Below are 18666 nucleotides of genomic sequence, written 5' to 3' on the forward strand. Positions count from 1 at the left end.
ACTTCCGGAGGTATCATCTTGAACAGTGCCCCTGACCTGACCGTGGATGATGGCGAGGTCCGCTCGCTGCATCCGCGCGGCGCGTGGACGGTTGCCAATGTCGAGATTCTGGAGCGGCTGTGCGCCGGCATCCAGCCGCGGCTTGCGCATGGCATGCGCAGGATCGACCTGAGCGGCATCACTGCATTGGACACGGTCGGCGCCTGGCTGATCGAGAAGCTGGCGCGCGGCGGGCCTGCGCAAGCGACGGAGGCCGAGATGACCGGCCTCTCCGCCGACTATTCCGGGCTGATCGGCGAGGTGCGGAAACTGAACCGCAGGCCGCAGGCGGCTCCGCGACGCACCAACGCATTGGCCGACCTGCTCGAGCGGTTCGGACGCGGCATCATCGCCGAGACCATCGTTTTCCTCGATATGCTCGGCAGCATTGGCATTGCGCTGTTCCGCACGCTGCGGCATCCGCGATCGTTTCGTTTCACCTCCACCGTCTATCAGCTCGGCCAGGTCGGCTGGCGCGCGATTCCGATCATGGCGCTGATCACGTTCCTGATCGGCGCCATCATCGCGCAGCAGGGCATTTTTCATTTCCGCAAGTTCGGCGCAGATTCCTATGTCGTCGACATGGTCGGCATCCTGGTGCTGCGCGAGCTCGGCGTCCTGATCGTCGCGATCATGGTGGCCGGACGTTCGGGCAGCGCCTACACCGCCGAGATCGGCTCGATGAAGATGCGCGAGGAGATCGATGCGCTCACGACCATGGGCCTCAATCCCGTCGAGGTCCTGATCCTGCCGCGCGTGCTTGCGCTGGTGATCGCGCTGCCGATCCTCACTTTCCTGGGCTCGATGGCGGCGCTCTATGGCGGAGGACTCGTGGCCTGGCTCTATGGCGGCATGAGTCCGGCCATCTTCATCGCGCGGCTGCGCGAGGCGGTCTCGATCAACAGCTTCGAGGTCGGCATGATCAAGGCGCCGTTCATGGCGCTGGTCATCGGGCTGATCGCGGCCAGCGAAGGGCTTCGCGTCAAGGGCAGCGCGGAGTCGCTGGGGCAGCAGACCACGTCCTCCGTCGTCAAGTCGATCTTCCTGGTCATCGTGCTCGACGGCCTGTTCGCGGTGTTCTTTGCCTCGATCGGAATGTAGCCGTGACCGAAGAACGCATTGCGATTCACGTACAGGACCTCGTCGTCGGCTTCGGTCGCAAGATCGTGCTCGATCATCTCAGCCTCGACGTCCGCGCCGGCGAGATCCTCGGTCTCGTCGGCGCCTCCGGCGGCGGCAAATCCGTGCTGATGCGCACGATCATCGGATTGCTGCCGAAGCGCGGCGGCACCATCGATCTCGCCGACCATGGCGGCCGGAGCGGCGTATTGTTCCAGCAGGGCGCGCTGTTCTCGGCGCTGAACGCGCGGCAGAATGTGCAGTTTCCGCTGCGCGAGGCCGCGCATCTGTCGCCATCGCTGCTCGACGAGATCGCCAATGCGAAGCTCGAGATGGTCGGCCTCACCGTCGACGATGGCGACAAGTTTCCCTCCGAACTCTCCGGCGGCATGGTCAAGCGCGTGGCGCTGGCCCGCGCACTCGCGCTCGATCCCGCGCTTCTGTTCCTGGATGAGCCGACGTCGGGGCTCGACCCGATCGCCGCCGGCGAATTCGATTCCCTGATCAAGACGCTGCAGCGGACGCTCGGCTTCACCGTCTTTATGGTCACCCACGATCTCAACACCCTCTATGCGGTCTGCGATCGCGTGGCGGCGCTGGCCGACGGCAAGATCGCCGCGATCGGTCCGCTGAAATCCGTGCTGGAATCCGAGCATCCTTGGGTGAGAGCCTATTTCCACGGCGCGCGAGCGCAAATGCTTCATCTCAACGCTTAACGGAACCACATCAATGGAAACGCGCGCACCCTTTATCGTTGTCGGCGCCTTCGTCCTGGCGGCGATCGTCGCCGCGTTCGGCTTCGTCTATTGGCTTAACAATTCCGGCGGCATCGGCAAGCGTGAGACCTATCAGGTCGTCTTCAATGGTCCGGTGCCCGGCTTGCTCGTGGGCGCCGCCGTGCTGTTCAACGGCATCCGCGTCGGTGAAGTCACTTCGCTCGAATTCGTCCCGGATCGTCCGCGCGACGTCCATGCCACCATCGCCGTGCTCGAGCACACGCCGGTCCGCGCCGATACCAAGGTCGGCCTCGATTTCCAGGGACTGACCGGCGTGCCGGTGGTGGCGCTGGAAGGCGGCGAGCGGATCGACGCGCCGCGCGTGCAGGGACCGCTGATCGCCGAGAAAGGGGCAGGGCAGAGCATGACCCAGGCCGCTCGCGATGCGCTGCGCAAGGTCGACACGGTGCTCAGCGAAAATTCCGGACCGCTGCATGATGCGATCGGCAACATCGGCACCTTTGCGGAAGGGCTCGCGCGCAACACCCCGCGCCTGGACAATATCATCGCCGGTCTCGATCGGACCATGGGCAGCGGCGCGCCCGCCCGCAAGGCAACTTACGACCTCAGCCCCGCCAGCCGGTTTGATGCGCCGATCCGTCCCATCAAGGGAACGCTTTCAATTGCTGAGCCGACGGCGATCACCGCCCTGCAGACCCAGCGCTTCCTGTTCGCGGGCGATGACGCTCAGGATTTTCCTGACGCGCAATGGAGCGACGCCCTGCCGCAACTGGTGCAGGCGAAACTGCTGCAGAGTTTCGAGAACTACGACATCGCCCATCCGCCGTTCCGGCCCGACGCCGCGCCGGAAGGCTCGTCCCGCCTGTTGCTCGACCTGCGCCAGTTCGAGATCATCACAACCCCGCAGCCGCACGCGGCAATCGCGCTGTCCGCAAAACTCCTGGATAGCGCGGGACATCTGCGCGCCGCACGCGTCTTCCACCAGGAAGCGCCGATCGAAACGCTGGCTCCGGGGCCGGCCGCAAAGGCTTTCAATGCGGCCTTCGATGCGCTGGCGCGAGAGCTCGTCCTGTGGACGGCCGGCAATTCTTAGAGCTTCGGTTCTGATTCCATCAGAGCCACTCTAGTTGCGGACTGCGTACAGAGGCGTTCTGACCGTCAGTTGATAGGCGGGTTTCGGCAGCCACATGATCTCGGCGGTGATGCCAAACAGCCGATTGTCGTTATCGTCCATGCGATCGAGATCAAGCCGCACGATCGGTTGTGTGAAAGGCTGAATGGGCGGAAGGGTTAGAAGACGCGCCCCTTCGAAGGACTGCACGCCCACACGGCCAGTGAATTTCCAATTACTCGACCATTGATAGTAGCCGCCGACATAGGCGATCGTGTTCGGGTTGATCTTCACGAGCGTCGTGCCGACGTCGGTGCGCGTGTCCTGGAACCCGGCGAGCAAGCCTTTGGTCTCATCGGCATCAAGTGCATAGCCGAATTCGAGAATGTTGTTGAAGGAAGTTGTGGTCAGCGGACCATTGGGGATCGATTGTGTGATGGTCGACTGCAGCGTCACGGTGGGAAAGGTCCCGCCGTTCTGCTGGTAGAGATCCGCCTGGAGGCCGATGTTCCAGCTTGTAACCTGAAAGGACGACCAGCCGCTTCCTCCGAACTCTGTCGAATTGCCGGAGACACCGCCGTACAGCGAGACGCTGTCGGTGACGTCCACCGTTAATGGAAAATCCACGTTGAGAGATTTCGCCGCTGGCAGCCCGGTCCGAAACGCCGCGCGGTTCAATGTTGGGAGCGCTTGCAACGCGTTGAATAGAGTTGGATGGCCAAAGCCGAATGCCAGCGATCCCGCCGGCACCTGCGCGTAGATCGTCCTCAGGTCGAGGTAGACGGCCGGTATCGACGCGCCGGTAGCGCCGTCATCATCATTTGCGGCAAAGGCTGTCCCTGCGGAGAGGATCAACGTTGTGCGCAGTCCAGCTTTCAAGACCAGCCTGAAAGCCGAAAATTCTAGGCTGCTACATGGAGGAGCACCCAAGGCGCAAATCTTCTCTAGGGACGATCATCATCAGATTGGGAGGAGGGGCGGTTGATCTCAACTTGTCTGCTCCTCAACCTCTCCCGAAACTCTCGCGGGGTGAATCCGGAAATCCGCCGGAAAGCGCGAGTGAAGTGGGCGGGGTCTGCATAGCCCGATGAGAATGCTACGTCGATGATCTTGTTGTCGGCGTCGCGGAGAAGCTGCATCGCATTGTTGAAGCGGACCTGCTCAAGCAGGCCCGAATATGTCAACCCGGCCAGCGAGAGCTTTCGCTGAAGACTCCTGACGCTCAGTCCGACCATTTCGGCTGCCTGCATGATCGTCGGGCCCCCCTCATCGAGATATGACGGCAAAGTCAGCTTGAGAATGCTGACGACGTCGTTTCTGAAAGGCCGCCGCTCTGCCTCAGGCAAATTCGACCGGACGATATCCGCGCGATTGGGGTAGCTCAAGAACTGCAGCGGCACTTCGATCCACGAGGCCTTCTGACCTGACATGAAGCGTGTGCCCGGCCAATGCGATTGAACGTCCATGTCCGGCGTATATTTTGCTTCAAACGCGATTATCCTTGGAGTCCAGGACGCGCCGGCGAACTGACGGACGATGTGCAGGACGAATATGTTCTGAAGCCATTGGGACATCTCAAGACGGGGGATACCTTCCGTTCCAATGAGCCTGCTGCAAATTTTCACGCTTTCGCCGGATGGCTCCAGCCATAGACGCAAATTTGTATCTTCGACCGGCGCCCACTTGCACATCTGCTGAAGAGCAACCAGCAGAGTTGGCGCATGCCGGATTCGAATTCGCATGGCATCGCTCAAATGGTCGAATGAGAGCCTCTGGGCGGCGCGAAAGGCGATCTCGGACAGCCCCTGCTTGTCCTGGGCCGCCGTCGCAAAGCGAACGGCCGGCAGCAGTGGCACGTAGTGATCCGCTTTCTCTTCCAGGGACGTAGGCAGCCCAAACTTGGCGAGAAGCGCTGCAGTGGGTCCGCCGATCTCTGAATGAATTTCAGCAAATGGCATGACAAATTGACAACGAGTCAATGGAATATCGGTCATTACTACCTGCCCAGGAAGTCCGCCGTGGTCGAAGACTAGCAGGCTGCTGACTTTCTTGCCTTGTCGATTGTCGCGCCGCGCCTGGCGTTGCGCGCGAGGTGCTCGAATATTTCCATTTGACGAGAATTTTGGCGGCTGATGGCCAGATCGGTCCTGAAAATGCGTGTAACCTGGAAGCATCGGTTTTCTCTTGAAGGAACATGGGCTTCACGGCTCACACAAACCGATGAGAGCTGTCCGTTTGCCTTCATCTCGGGCGGTCCGCGCGGCCATTATCGCGTCGCTGCGACACGGTGACGCAACCCTCGATAGCACCGCTCGCGCCTGCAACATCAGCACACGCACATTGCAGCGTCATCTCGGTCGCATGGGCACAAGCCACAGCGCACTGCTGGCGGAGATTCGCGTGAATGTCGCTTGCCGCTTGCTCGTGGACTCGAGCAAGCGCCTGTCCGATATCGCAAAGTGCCTCGGCTATACCAACGCAAGCAGCTTCAGCCGCTCTTTCGCGCGTTTGATGAAAGTTCAACCCGTTGTTTACAGACAGCAGCAACTTGCCCGTAAGCAGGAGCGGGCACGCCATCGTATACGAACTCATGCGATCGACTGCTGAACCAAGCGCCGACGATTGGCGCGAAATGGCAAGACACGCGGTCTGAATTGGCGCGAAATGCTTAGCGAAGCTGCCACCTTTTGAAGGCGCGGAAGACGATGCGCCGTACGATTTTTGAAAGCCACAGGAGCCGGCCGAAAAAGAACCAGTCCTCTTTCAACGGAGAGAATAACCATGACGCTTCGTGCTGCTTTATTCGCATTTTGCGCCGGCGGATTGCTGGTCTGCCCCCAAGAACTTTCTGCTCAAACGGCACCCGAACCCAAGCCGCATATTCCGCTTGAGAAATCCATAGGCCAGGCAAAGCCGGAGGTCGTGCCATCGCTCTTCGTCCTCAATTCGCGCGGTGCGAGCTTGAAGGACGGCAAGCTTGTGCTGACGGGAATTTCGCCGAATGCGATCGTGTTCGCCGATCGACCCGTTCGGGCGGCCGGTCACGATCTCACGACGCGAATCGTTGAGGATTGGGGCAACGGCAGCGACAACTTCGCCAAGGATCCTCCGAACGCCACGATTTCCGGCTTCAAGAAAGATGGATCGTCGGTGCTCGACGCCGTCGTCGTACTGAAATCGCCCAAGCTTGAGGGCGACAAGCTGACTTTCGATGTCGATATTCTCGAAGGCGATCTCGCGGGAGCTGATGGACCGGCATCGGTCTTTATCGACATCATCGGCCGCCCGTTCACTCCGCTGTCGTTTGCGGGCGTCGCCCGCCGAACGGCGTGGCGCGGTGCCTTCTATCGAGGCGCGGCCTTCGCCGGAGCGGCCGCAGTGGCCGGAGCCGCGGCCTATCCGTACTACGCGCCCCGATGCGGCTACTATCCTTATCCGCCTTGCTATTGAGCTGCGCCGACCGGCGGCATCGTAGCTGCCGCCGCGCAATTCGTCCCGACCGCTTCGTCATTTAGTCGGTCGCTATCAGCCTCATGGCATGAGAGCGACATCCGAAATCGTCAGCCGTCGTTTGTATTTGTTTTCAGGCAGGAGATAACGATGAACATTACCCGTCGAGCCCTCGCGTTTGGTGGAATGGGGCTGCTGGCAGGCACGGCCGCAACACGATCGGTCCTTGCCCAGGACTCGTTCCTCGGAGTGGGTCAGGGACTGGAGGATTTCTGGCTCGCGAGCGACGCCTACATTTTCGGCTATCCGTTGGTGACGATGGAGATGACTCGCCGGGTCATCACCAATGTTGCCGAACCCGTCGGAACGCGGGGGCCGATGGGCCATCTCATCAAGCTGCGCCAGTATCCGGACGCCTCGTTCAGAGATGTCACCGCGCCGAACGCGGACACTCTCTACACAACCTCCTTCTTCGACGTCGGGGCAGAACCGTGGATCCTCAGCATCCCGGACATGAAGGGGCGCTATTTCCTGATGCCAATGCTGGACGGCTGGACGACGGTGTTTCAAGTCCCGGGGAAGCGCACCACCGGCACCGGGGCACAGACTTACGCGATCACCGGACCCGGGTGGAAAGGCGCGCTGCCGGCCGGAGTGAAGGAGTACAAATCGCCCACCAATATCGTTTGGCTGCTTGGCCGCATCTATTGCACCGGCACGCCGGAGGATTACGCCGCCGTCCACAAGCTGCAGGACGAGTGCAAGCTCGTGCCGCTCAGTGCTTACGGCAAGTCGTACACGCCACCTCCGGGAAAGGTCGATCCCTCGATCGACATGAAGACCGCGGTCCGCGAACAGGTCAATCGCATGGACGCGGTCTCGTATTTCAAGCTGCTCTGCGAGCTCATGAAAGCCAATCCGCCATACCAAGCAGACGCGCCTCAGCTCGCCAAATTTGCCCAAATCGGCATCGTCCCCGGACGGGATTTTGATGAGAGCAAGCTCAAGGCCGACTTCCTGAAGCGCGTGCCGGAGGTATCGTTCGACAGGATCATGCTTCAGTTCAAGATCAACAAGGCCATCAGGGACGAGAATGGCTTTGCCTTCACAACGAAGACCGGCATCTATGGCACTGATTATCTGATGCGGGCCCTGGTGACCGCGATCGGACTCGGTGCCAATCGGCCGCAGGATGCGGTGTACCCAGTTTCGCAAAAGGATGCGAACGGCCACAAATACAATGGCGCGAACAAGTATGTCATGCGGTTTCCCAAGGGCCACCTGCCTCCGGCGGAGGGATTTTGGTCGCTCACGATGTACGATAGCGCCTACTTCTTCGTGAAGAATCCGATCGACCGCTACTCGATCAGCGCTCGTGAAGATCTGAAGGAAAACGCGGACGGCTCGGTCGATCTCTACATTCAGAAGGACTCCCCGGGCAAAGACAAGGAGTCAAACTGGCTTCCTGCCCCCGAGGGCGATTTCATACTCATGCTGCGCATGTACTGGCCGCAGGAAACGGACCCCTCCATCATCAACGGAACGTGGACTGTTCCTGCCGCCAGGAAGGTCGGGGCTTGAGAACTTGACCTTATGCCGGCCCCAACGGGGCCGGCTTGAGCCGACGTGTTCAGGCTTTGCGCTGTGCCGCCACCAGAAATCACGCGGGCAGCAATGATCGTTGCGCGATACGCATGACGGGCGGGGGTGTGATATGTGGCTTCTTGGTCTTCGGAGAAAGCGACCGTCCAACAGGCGAGACAAGACAAAGCCGGGGGTCCGTTTCTGGTTCAGAAACTCCGTCATCGCCATGGCAATGGCGACATCCATTCCGTACACAACTGTCCACGCCGATGAGGGTGGCGTTTCATATTGGCTTCCCGGCCGCTTCAGCAGCCTTGCAGCCACTCCTCAGGTGCCGGGCTGGTCGATGGCTGAGGTCTACTATCACACCGGCGTAAGCGCCTTCGGCCGTACGGCGGCCGCCAGGGAAATCCAGGCCGGCAGGATTCCCGCTACGGTGAATGTCGATCTGAACCTGCGCCTGAATGCGCAGGCCGATCTCGTGCTGCTCGATCCCACCTACACGTTTGCTACCCCGGTGCTGGGCGGGCAACTTGCCATCGGCGTAATCGGTCTGTTCGGGCGTTCGAGCGCAAATCTTGACGGAACTCTGACGGCGGCAATTGGCCCGTTGGCGATGACGCGCACGGGAAGTATCGCCGATTCGATCACGTCAGTCGGCGATCTTTACCCGCTGGCAACTCTCAAGTGGAACGCCGGGGCGCATAATTTCATGGCCTATGTGACGGGAGATATTCCCGTTGGGGCGTACAGTCCGACCCGGCTCGCCAATCTCGGCATCGGTCATGCCGCCGTTGATGCCGGCGGCGGCTATACCTATTTCAATCCGCAGACGGGGCATGAATTTTCTGCTGTCGCGGGCTTCACCTACAATTTCAAGAATCAGGATACGCAGTATCAGAACGGCATAGACTTCCACGTGGATTGGGGTGCCTCTCAGTTTCTGTCGAAGCAGCTTTTCGTTGGTCTGGTGGGATATGCCTATCAGCAGATCACCGATGATTTCGGCGCGCACCCGGTCCTGGGAGGCTTCCGGTCCCGCGTGTTGGGAGTCGGTCCACAGATCGGCTTTCTATTTCCTGTTGGCGACATGCAGGGATTTTTGAATCTAAAGGGATATGGCGAATTTGCCGCGGAGAATCGCCCGGCCGGCTGGAATACGTGGCTGACGTTCTCGATCTCGCCAATGGCGCCGACCAGCACCGTGAGGCCAGCCCGGCGGATAGTGACAAAATAGAGCGTTTTCGAGCGAAGTGGACACCGGTTCGCGTGAAGAAAACGCGTCAAAACAAGAATCTGGAGCTTCGGTTCTGATTCAATCAGAACCGAAAATGCTCTAGTCGTGGTCACGGCGGTGACACGGGCCGACATCGCCCGATTTGCCGCGGCCTTCCGGATGTACACGACCTAATTCGCGCTGTTGCCACCGGCCATTACCTTGAGCGAGGCGATCAGCGCAGCAAGCTCGACCTGGCCGCGGACTTCGGTCTTGGCGTAGACGTGGCGCAGATGGGTCTTCACCGTGTTCGGCGAGATGTTCAGCCGCATACCGATCTCGCCGACCGAGTGTCCGTGCGACGCCTGCAGCGCCACCCGTGCTTCGGCGAGCGTCAGGCCATAGGCGTCCATGATCCATGCCGTGGGAATCGTGGTTGGCGCGGCCGGGTCGAGTGCGAATACCATCGCGGCGGGATCGCGCAGGTCGATGCTTGCAAACCGGTCACGATCCCGGCTTCGCACCGACGAGACCAGCAGCGTCACGAGGCGGCCGTCGGTCGGATGCGGGATGCCCATGGTGCCGCCGGGCGCGCCGCGGGATGCGGCATCGATCAGTTGCTCCAGCCGCCGTAGGTGGCGGGGAGAAGAGCTGGACAGTTTCTGGTGACGCAAAGTGAGCGCGCCGCCGATCGTCATCGCGCGCAGCGCTTCATTGGCGTAGAGCACGCTGCCGGTGCGATCGAGCAGCGCGACGCCGACGCTGATGCGGTCGAGCGCGCAGAATTCTGCCCGCTGCAGGCTCCTGTAGACGCCGATCTGAAACCCGAAGCGCACGGATCGCATCATGTGCGGTGTGAGCCGTTGCAGAAGGTGCCGCTCGTCGTCGCCATAGGGCCCCTGGCGCGGTCCGCGGTTCAGGCAGAAACCGACGCCGAGATCCGGCTGTTGGGAAAGTCCGATCATCGCGGCGTGGCCGAGGTCCTGCGGCCGCAGGACCTCGTCGAAGAAACTGGTGCGGCGCAGATCCGAGAACGGCAGGAAGCTGTCAGACGTGACGACAGCCCCGGCCGGATATCGGGTCTGCATGTGAAGCGTCCAGGGGTTCACCACATGCCGTTCGCTCAAGGCGCGAAGGCTGCTCGGGTCGGTATTGTAGTGCCGCGCGAAATGCAGCAATCGCGGCTTTTGCGATTGGCCGAGCAGCACGCCGCCGACGCTGTTGGTGAGTTCGGAGATTTCGCGAAAGATCGGCGTCCAGAGCTCATCATCGGTCGCCGCGTCGTAGATCAGGTCCAACAGCCGTTCGGGAAGTTCGCCTGCGCTCCTCATCGGTTCACCCGCGATATCTCAAATGCTTTGCCAATTATCGAATGCCGGACCGCTGCTCGAAATGTGTTCTCTCGCCGGAATGATGGGCGTGCAAGGAATGGGCCGGAGCGCCGCGCTGGCGGCGAGGGTAGCAAATCGCGGCATGTTGCGGCGTCACCTGTTTGGGTGAGGCAGATGGCGGCGGTGTGTCATGGAACCGGCCGCCGGGTTCCACGCTTGAGGTGGATCATGCCGATCGGTGCGATCCTCGATAACAGAAGAGATCACCCAGGCGTATCTTCCCGGCATGGACGAAAAATCCTCCGATCCGACGATGCACGAAGCTCACCGGCAGACGGCGGCGGAGACGGTGGCCGCGCTGCAAACGGACGCCGGGCGCGGCCTGAGTAGCGCGGAGGCGGCGCGGCGCCTGGCGCGTGATGGCAGAAACGAGCTGGATGCCGCGCCGCCGCGTTCCCAATGGCTGAAATTCCTCGATCAGTTCACCGACGTGCTGGTGCTGCTGCTGATCGCGGCGGCGATCATCTCGATCGCGATCTGGCTGAACGAGCGCGACACCGCGCTGCCCTATGAGGCGATTGCGATCCTCGCCATCGTGCTGCTCAACGCGCTGATGGGCTATGTCCAGGAGGCCCGCGCCGAGCGCGCCGCGGCCGCCTTGCGTGAAATGTCCGCCGCGCATGCCAACGTGGTCCGCGATGGCGAGCGGCGCAACATTCCGGCGGCCGACCTGGTGCCGGGCGACATTATCATCATCGCGGAAGGCGACACCATTCCGGCCGACGCCCGGCTGATCGAATCCACCGCGCTGCAGACGGCGGAGGCAGCGCTCACCGGCGAAAGCCTGCCGGTGAGCAAGCAGATCGCCCCGGTGATGCGGGAGGCCGAGCTCGGCGACCGGCACAACATGATCTTCAGCGGCACCACCGCAGTCTATGGGCATGGCCGCGCGGTGGTCACCGCAACCGGGATGCGGACGCAGATGGGCCGGATCGCCGGGATGCTGCGGGAGGCGCCGGGCGAGACCACGCCGCTGCAGCGCGAGCTCGCGCGGGTCGGCAAGGCGCTTGCGATCACGGTCGTGCTGATTGCGGTGACCATGATCGGCACGATCTTTCTCGTCAGCGACATCAAGAGCTTCTCGGAAGTTTTCGCGGTGCTGCTGCTCGGCGTGGCGCTGGCGGTCGCGGCAGTACCGGAAGGTCTGCCGGCGGTGGTCACCGCCGTCTTGTCGATCGGCATGCAGCGGATGGCGAAGAAGAATGCGATCATCCGCCGCCTCGCCGCGGTCGAAGCGCTGGGTTCGGCGACCGTCATCGCATCCGACAAGACCGGCACGTTGACCAGGAACGAGATGACCGTGCGCCAGGTCGTGACGGCCAGCGGCTGCACGCGTCTGTCCGGCACAGGCTATGCGCCGGAGGGAGACGTGGATCTTGTCGGCGATATCTCGGACAAGAGCGCGCTGCAGTTCGAGCTTGAGCGCACCCTGACTGCGGCCGAACGCGCCAACAACGCGATACTGGAAGAACGCGACGGCGGCTGGATCGTGCAGGGCGATCCGACCGAGGGCGCATTGATCGTCGCGGCATGCAAGGCCGGCCTGCGCCCCGACGCGCTCGACGAGCGTTTCGCGCGGATCGGCGAGATTCCGTTCTCGTCCGAGCGCAAGTTGATGAGTACGGTGCATACCGATGCGGAGCGGCGTGACCGTCTGATCGCCGTGACCAAGGGCGCGCCCGATGTGCTGCTCGCGCGCTGCAGCCATGAACTCGTCGGACAAGACGCAGTGGCGCTCACCGGCGCGCGCCGGGCCGAGATCATGGCGAGCAACGAAGCCCTGGCCGCGGAAGCATTGCGGACGCTTGGCGTCGCGTTCCGCTCGCTGCCGGCGGATCGGCAGCCGCGCGATGCATTCGGCGAGGATGTGGAGCACGACCTCGTCTTCCTCGGCCTGATCGGCATGATCGATCCGCCGCGCCGGGAAGCGCGCGATGCGGTCGCCCGTGCACGGGCCGCTGGCATCCGCCCGATCATGATCACCGGCGATCATCCCAAGACCGCGGCGATCATCGCCGCCGAGCTCGGCATCATCACGTCGGGGCAGCGCGCGGTTTCCGGCGCCGAGCTGGAAGCCATGACGGAGCAGGAACTCGAGGGGACCGTGCAGGAGGTCTCGGTCTATGCCCGCGTCAATCCCAGTCACAAGCTCCGGATCGTGAAGGCGCTGCAGCGGGCAGGGGAAACCGTGGCGATGACCGGGGACGGTGTCAACGATGCACCGGCGCTGAAGGCGGCCGACATCGGCGTCGCCATGGGCATCACCGGCACCGACGTCTCCAAGGAGGCGGCCGACATGGTGCTCGCCGACGACAACTTTGCGACCATCGTCGCCGCGGTCGAGGAGGGCCGCGCGATCTTCGCCAATATCCGCAAATTCCTGCGCTATCTGCTGTCGTCGAATATCGGAGAGGTGATGACGATGTTCTTCGGCGTCGTGCTGGCGGACATGATCGGACTTTCCGCAACTGGCGGTGTCGTCGTGCTTCCGCTGCTGGCGACGCAGATCCTCTGGATCAACCTCGTCACCGACGGCGCGCCCGCGCTTGCCGTCGCGGTCGATCCGGCGGACCCGGCCATCATGCAGCGCCCGCCGCGCCCGCGCGATGAGGGCGTCATGACACTGACGATGTGGGGCGGCATTTTCCTCGTCGGGATCATCATGGCATCGGGCACATTGCTGGTGCTGGACGCCTCGCTTCCGGGCGGCCTAATCGAAGGCTCCGGCACGATTGCCTATGGACGAACCATGGCTTTCACGACGCTGGTGCTGTTCCAGCTCTTCAACGTCTTCAATGCGCGTTCCGACCACCTCAGCGCGTTCCGCGGATTCTTAGCCAATGGCTGGCTCTGGGCGGCCGTGGTGCTCTCGCTCCTGCTACACGCACTCGTGATCTATGCGCCCTTCCTGCAGGTCGCGTTCTCGACCGTCAGCCTGAGCGCCGGGGACTGGCTGTTCTGTGCCGCCGTCGCAAGCTCGGTCTTGTGGCTGCGTGAATTGAGCAAGGTCCTGATGCGGGGATCGGCCTTTCGAGCCGCCGTTTGACGCCTCCATAGCCGGCCAACACGCAATGTAGCCGCAATCCAACGGCTCTATGGAACCCAGTCAGCTTGATTTACTGGGTCAGGTAGTGCGAATACTTCTGGTTGAGGACGAAGACGAGATGGCGTCCGCCTTGTCGGCGGTCCTGAAGAGCTACGACATGCTGGCCGACCGGGCGACCTCGCTCATGGAGGCCGCGGAAATCATGCTCGCGGGCGCCTATGATGCGATCCTGCTCGACCGCAACCTTCCCGATGGCGACGGCATCAGCCTGATCCCGAAGCTCCGGGCCAAGGCGATCCCGACCCCTGTCATCGTGCTGACGGCACGGGGCCAATTGTCGGACCGCGTCACCGGCCTCGACACCGGCGCCGATGACTATCTGGCCAAGCCGTTCGCGGTCGAGGAGCTGTTGGCGCGGCTGCGCGCGGTGTGGCGGCGGGCCGCCGATCTGCAGCCCGATATCGTCAGGCTCGGACGGCTGAGCTTCAATCTCAATCACTGCGAGGCCGAGGTCGATGGACAGCTTCTGGAATTGCCGCGCCGCGAACTGCTGGTGCTGCAAACCCTGATGCGGCGGATGGGCCGCACGGTGGTCCGCTCTTCGCTGGAGGCTGCCGTCTATTCGCTCGACGAAGAGGTGCAGTCGAATGCGCTCGATACGCATGTCTCGCGGCTGCGCCGCAAGCTCACCGAGGCCGGTGCCGGCGTCGAGATCCACGGCATCCGCGGCGTCGGCTATCTCCTGCGAGCGGCATCATGACGGCGATGAACACGGCGTCGCTGCGGTCGCGGCTAGTTCGCCGCCTGATCTCGCTGCAGGCGGTGCTGCTCATTGCGCTTGTCGTTCTGGTCATTGGAAGTCTGTGGGCGTCCGGCTGCGTGTATCGGCGCGACGAGGGACGTGGCATCCACGTGCTGCGCGAGGCGGTGGCGCGCAATGCCGACGGAACGCTGTTCCTGCGCGAGACCGCCGCACTCAAGGAACTGCGCGAGGATACGCCGGATCTGTGGTTCGTGATCAACGACAAGGCCGGCCATTCGCTCTCCGAGGGCGATGTGCCGGCCGTGTTTGCCCGTCTTGGCGGAACGCTCGGCGATATCGGTCATGCCAAGTTCGGCTGGGACCGCACCCATGATGAATCGCGTCATCTCAGCGGGCAGATGAAAGTGGTCGAGACCGCGGCCGGCCCGGTGGAGATCATCGCCACCAGCGAGACCAGGATCTCGGACGCGAAATCGCTGCTGCAGATCGCGGTGGCCTTCTTCGGGCTCACGCTGCCCGGCCTTGCGCTGATGGCGCTTGCGACGCTGGTTGCGACCCCGCTCGTGGTGCGCAACGCGCTCGCGGGCCTCGACGAGGCCGCGCATCAGGCCGGCGAGATCGACATCGACAAGCGCGGCGCCAGGCTGCCGGTCAGCGCCGTCCCCACAGAGATCGCGCCGCTGGTGAGCGCCGTCAACGACGCGCTCGGGCGGCTCGACGAAGGTTACGAGCGGCACCGGCGCTTTCTCGCCGATGCCGCACACGAACTGCGGACGCCGATCGCGATCCTCACCACGCGCCTCGAAGGCCTGCCGCAGAGCAGTGAGAAGGCGCGCCTGATCGAGGATGTCTCGCGGCTGTCGACGCTGACAGAACAATTGCTCGATCTGCAGCGGCTCGAGCAGCGGCTGGCGCAATCGTCGGCGATCGATCTTGCCGGTCTCTGCGCGCAGGTGATCGCGGATCTCGCGCCGCTCGCGATCGCGGCCGGCTATGAGATTTCGTTGCAGCATGACGACGATCACATCGAGGTGTGGGGCGATCGCGGCGCGCTCGAACGCGCCGTCGTCAATCTGGTGCAGAATGCGATCCAGCACGGCGGCCATCGCGGCGCCATCGTCGTTGTCGTGAGCGCGCCGGCGACGATCGAGGTCCGCGACCAGGGACCCGGCATTCCCGCTTCCGAGCGCGAGCGCATCTTCGAGCCGTTCCATCGCCTGCAGCCGCAGACCCGCGGCGCCGGCCTTGGCCTCAACCTCGTGCGCGAGATCGTCCATCTGCACCGCGGCCAGGTGAGCGTCACCGAACGGACCGGCCACGGCGCCTGTTTCCGCATCTCGCTTCCCCCGATCGCGCTCCCCGCCTTCGCCGTGGGCTAGAGCGTTTTCGAGCGAAGCGGATACCGGTTCGCGTGAAGAAAACGCGTCAAAACAAGAATCTAGAGCTTCGGTTCTGATTCAATCAGAACCGAAAATGCTCTAGCGAGCCCGTAGCCCGGGCGAAGCGAAGCGCAACCCCGGGACATCTGCATCGACATCGACGACCGTTCCCGTGTGACACTGACGCTCCACCCGGGCTGCGGAAGCTCGCGACAGCAAACTCAAATCCATCCCCTCACCCTGCGGAGCCTGCGAAGGAGGCGTCTCGAAGGGCGAGGCCACGAACGCATCCATCTCTTCACGTCACGCAATGCTCTCGCAATGCCGAGCGTGGATGGTGAGCGCGTCTTGCGTCCGCATCGCATCAGGGGCTTGCGGCGTGGCGCGAGATAATTGCTCACCATTGCAAGGTCATGGACTCATGTCTCACGATGCCACATCGTTTTTTCTTTCCTGGCTGTTCAACCCGCGCCGGGTCGGCGCGGTCGCCCCATCCGGCAACGCGCTGGCCGAGCTGATCACGCGGGAAATCACGCCGTCATCCGGCCCCATCATCGAGCTCGGCGCCGGCACCGGCGTCTTCACCTACAAGCTCCTGCAGAAGGGAATTCGGCAGCAGGATCTCACGATCGTCGAATACGGTTCTGAGTTCGTCCAGATCCTGCAACTGCGCTTTCCGGGCGCGCGCGTGCTGTGGATGGACGCGCAACGGCTCGGCACGGTGAAGCTCGCCGACGACGGATCGGTCGGGGCTGTCGTCAGCGGGTTGCCGTTGCTCACGATGTCGCCGCGCAAGGTGCTATCGATCCTGAGCGGCGCGTTTCGCTACGTGCGTCCGAACGGCGCGTTCTATCAGTTCACCTACGGACCGAGGCCGCCGATCCCGCGGCCGATCCTCGATCGGCTCGGGCTGAAGGCCACGCTGGTCGGGCGCACCATGAACAACCTGCCGCCGGCCTCCGTCTATCGGCTGGTGCGGCGCGCGCCGTCCCGCTTGTCCGCGTGGCGTTCCGGAGTGATCGAGGATCAGCCGCAGCTTGACAATCTCGAGCTGCGACCGCGATTGGTCGACACGCCAACGGTGCTGGAGCCGAGCTAGATTCTATGCCGCGCGGATATTGGCGAGGAAGCCGTCGACCTTGCTTCGCAGCATCGCGGCCTGCTTGTTGAGCTCTTCGGCTGACGCCAGCACCTTGCCCGCTGCCGTGCCGGTCTCGCCCGCGGCGCGGGTGACGCCGCCGATATTGCCGGAGACTTCGCTGGTGCCGTGCGCGGCTTCCTGCACGTTGCGGGCGATCTCCCTGGTGGCCGAGCCCTGCTGCTCGACCGCGGCCGCGATCATCGTGGTGATCTCGTTGATGCCGCCGATCGTGCCGCCGATGCCTTCGATCGCCTGCACAGCCTCCGTCGTCGCGCCCTGCATCGCCGCGACCTGCGCGGAAATCTCCTCGGTCGCCTTCGCGGTCTGGCTCGCCAGCGACTTGACCTCGCTCGCCACCACCGCAAAGCCGCGCCCGGCTTCGCCGGCCCGCGCCGCTTCGATCGTGGCGTTCAGCGCCAAGAGATTGGTCTGGCTCGCGATGTCGCTGATGAGCTTGATGACGTCGCCGATCTTCTGCGCCGCTGCCGAGAGGCCCTGCACCGTCACATTGGTGCGGTTGGCCTCTTCCACCGCCTGCTGCGCGACCCGGGTCGATTCCGCGACCTGGCGTCCGATCTCGGAGACCGAAGACGACAATTCTTCCGTCGCCGCGGCGACAGTCTGCACATTGGCGGACGCCTGTTCGGCAACGGCGGCGACCGTCGTCGCCTGGCGGCTCGCTTCGGAAGCCGCGCCCGACATGCTGTTCGAGGTGGTGCGCAATTCGACCGCGGCGCCCGCCAGCGCGTCGAGCGAGCTGCGGACGCTGTTCTCGAATTCGTCGGCCATCTTGCCGAGCAGGCTGATCCGCTCGGCTTCGGCCTGCTTCTTCAATTCGTCCTGCTCGCCGCGCAGCCGCGCCGCATCGATCATGTTGTTCTTGAATACCTGGACCGATTGCGCCATCGCGCCGACCTCGTCGCGGCGTTCCTGTGCGGGGATCACGGTATCGGTCGCGCCGTCGGCGATTTTGCGCATGGCAGCGGTCATGCCGGTGATCGGGCCGACGATGCTGCGGCCGATCAGGAAGCACATGCCGGCGACGAGCAGCAGCGCGACAGCGAGGATCGAGCCGATCCAGCGCGCCTCCGACCAGAAGATCGCATCGATGTCGTCGAGATAGATGCCGCCGGCGACGGCCCAGCCATAGGGCTTGAATTCGGTCGCATAGGAGATTTTCGGCAGCGGCTCGCCGCCGGCCGCGCGGGAAAAGCGGTACAGCACGAAACCGCCCTGCGGCGCCAGCTCGATCTGCCGGCGGGTGAAGAACACGCCGTCCGAGTCGGGCGTATCCATCAGGTTCTTGCCCTCGACCTTCGGGTTCGGATGCGACTCGACCACGCCTTGTTTGCCGAGCGCATAGAAATAGTCGTCCTTGCCGAAGTGCAGCGTGCGCAGCAGCGCCTTGCTGCGTTCGAGCACTTGCGTGTCGGACAGGCCGGCCTTCTTGGCCGCCTCGTAGTCCCGCTCCACCGTCTGCTTCGCGAGCAGCACCAGATCCTGCAGCTTGGCCTTGCGATCCTCGAGCAGGTTGTTCCTGAGCGCCTGCAGGCCGACAAAGGCGACGGCCACAATGCCGAGCACCGAAAGTCCGACCATGATCATCAGCTTGGAGGAAATCCTGAGATTGCCGAGCATCGCACACCTATTCTGGAGCTTCCGGCGGCTTCGGCCGCCGATGGTTCCGAAA

General features: G+C 63.1%; 15 protein-coding genes. 11 read left to right on the top strand and 4 right to left on the bottom strand.

All coding sequences use genetic code 11. From position 1 onward, the window contains the following. Positions 1-18 precede the first annotated feature (18 nt). From I6F35_RS00920 to I6F35_RS00930, 3 genes are read left to right on the top strand one after another with little or no spacing between them, the layout of a single operon-like run. A complete protein-coding gene (locus I6F35_RS00920) occupies positions 19-1140 on the top strand; it encodes an ABC transporter permease (RefSeq protein WP_225115750.1) in 1122 nt (373 codons plus the stop codon). Positions 1141-1142: 2 nt separating this feature from the next. Continuing rightward, on the top strand, positions 1143-1874 hold the full coding sequence (locus I6F35_RS00925) for an ATP-binding cassette domain-containing protein (RefSeq protein WP_225115751.1): 732 nt from the start codon (positions 1143-1145) through the stop codon (positions 1872-1874). Positions 1875-1887: 13 nt separating this feature from the next. After that, positions 1888-2988 carry an MlaD family protein gene (locus I6F35_RS00930; protein WP_225115752.1) on the top strand — a complete coding sequence of 367 codons (1101 nt, stop codon included), beginning with the start codon at positions 1888-1890 and terminating at the stop codon, positions 2986-2988. Positions 2989-3018: 30 nt separating this feature from the next. On the opposite strand, the gene I6F35_RS00935 is transcribed toward I6F35_RS00930, so the two are convergent. Both I6F35_RS00935 and I6F35_RS00940 read right to left on the bottom strand, forming a co-directional pair. After that, entirely contained in the window at positions 3019-3885 is an 867-nt protein-coding gene (locus tag I6F35_RS00935) for a hypothetical protein (protein WP_225115753.1), read from the bottom strand. Between the two features lie 65 nt (positions 3886-3950). Then, complete coding sequence (locus tag I6F35_RS00940) at positions 3951-5180, bottom strand: AraC family transcriptional regulator (protein ID WP_225115754.1); 1230 nt, start codon at positions 5178-5180, stop codon at positions 3951-3953. Between the two features lie 46 nt (positions 5181-5226). On the opposite strand from I6F35_RS00940, the gene I6F35_RS40090 reads away from it, so the two are divergent. The 4 genes from I6F35_RS40090 (at position 5227) to I6F35_RS00960 (ending at position 9277) form a co-directional block, all read left to right on the top strand. Continuing rightward, positions 5227-5613 (top strand): AraC family transcriptional regulator, encoded by a 387-nt coding sequence (locus I6F35_RS40090; protein ID WP_225116023.1) that lies wholly within the window; start codon positions 5227-5229, stop codon positions 5611-5613. Between the two features lie 174 nt (positions 5614-5787). Continuing rightward, complete coding sequence (locus tag I6F35_RS00950) at positions 5788-6456, top strand: hypothetical protein (protein ID WP_225115755.1); 669 nt, start codon at positions 5788-5790, stop codon at positions 6454-6456. A gap of 150 nt (positions 6457-6606) precedes the next feature. After that, positions 6607-8037, top strand: a complete 1431-nt coding sequence (locus I6F35_RS00955; RefSeq protein WP_225115756.1) for a DUF1254 domain-containing protein — start codon at positions 6607-6609, stop codon at positions 8035-8037. A 229-nt stretch (positions 8038-8266) separates the two neighbouring features. Then, complete coding sequence (locus tag I6F35_RS00960) at positions 8267-9277, top strand: transporter (RefSeq protein ID WP_225115757.1); 1011 nt, start codon at positions 8267-8269, stop codon at positions 9275-9277. A 170-nt stretch (positions 9278-9447) separates the two neighbouring features. Here the strand turns inward: I6F35_RS00960 and I6F35_RS00965 are convergent, their stop codons facing one another. Then, the gene (locus I6F35_RS00965) at positions 9448-10587 is read right to left on the bottom strand and encodes a helix-turn-helix transcriptional regulator (RefSeq protein WP_225115758.1); all 1140 of its coding nucleotides are present in this window, start codon (positions 10585-10587) and stop codon (positions 9448-9450) included. Between the two features lie 286 nt (positions 10588-10873). Between I6F35_RS00965 and I6F35_RS00970 the strand changes: the two genes are divergently transcribed. The 4 genes from I6F35_RS00970 (at position 10874) to I6F35_RS00985 (ending at position 16934) form a co-directional block, all read left to right on the top strand. Beyond that, a complete protein-coding gene (locus I6F35_RS00970) occupies positions 10874-13693 on the top strand; it encodes a cation-translocating P-type ATPase (RefSeq protein WP_225115759.1) in 2820 nt (939 codons plus the stop codon). An 85-nt stretch (positions 13694-13778) separates the two neighbouring features. Further along, positions 13779-14453, top strand: a complete 675-nt coding sequence (locus tag I6F35_RS00975) for a response regulator transcription factor (RefSeq protein WP_225115760.1) — start codon at positions 13779-13781, stop codon at positions 14451-14453. Beyond that, entirely contained in the window at positions 14450-15835 is a 1386-nt protein-coding gene (locus I6F35_RS00980) for a HAMP domain-containing sensor histidine kinase (RefSeq protein WP_225115761.1), read from the top strand. The genes I6F35_RS00975 and I6F35_RS00980 overlap by 4 nt, the downstream gene beginning before the upstream one ends. A gap of 421 nt (positions 15836-16256) precedes the next feature. After that, complete coding sequence (locus I6F35_RS00985) at positions 16257-16934, top strand: methyltransferase domain-containing protein (RefSeq protein WP_225115762.1); 678 nt, start codon at positions 16257-16259, stop codon at positions 16932-16934. A gap of 3 nt (positions 16935-16937) precedes the next feature. On the opposite strand, the gene I6F35_RS00990 is transcribed toward I6F35_RS00985, so the two are convergent. Then, on the bottom strand, positions 16938-18614 hold the full coding sequence (locus I6F35_RS00990) for a methyl-accepting chemotaxis protein (protein ID WP_225115763.1): 1677 nt from the start codon (positions 18612-18614) through the stop codon (positions 16938-16940). Positions 18615-18666: the final 52 nt, after the last annotated feature.

This window comes from Bradyrhizobium sp. BRP22 (assembly GCF_020194175.1).
In the GTDB taxonomy this organism is placed as follows: domain Bacteria; phylum Pseudomonadota; class Alphaproteobacteria; order Rhizobiales; family Xanthobacteraceae; genus Bradyrhizobium.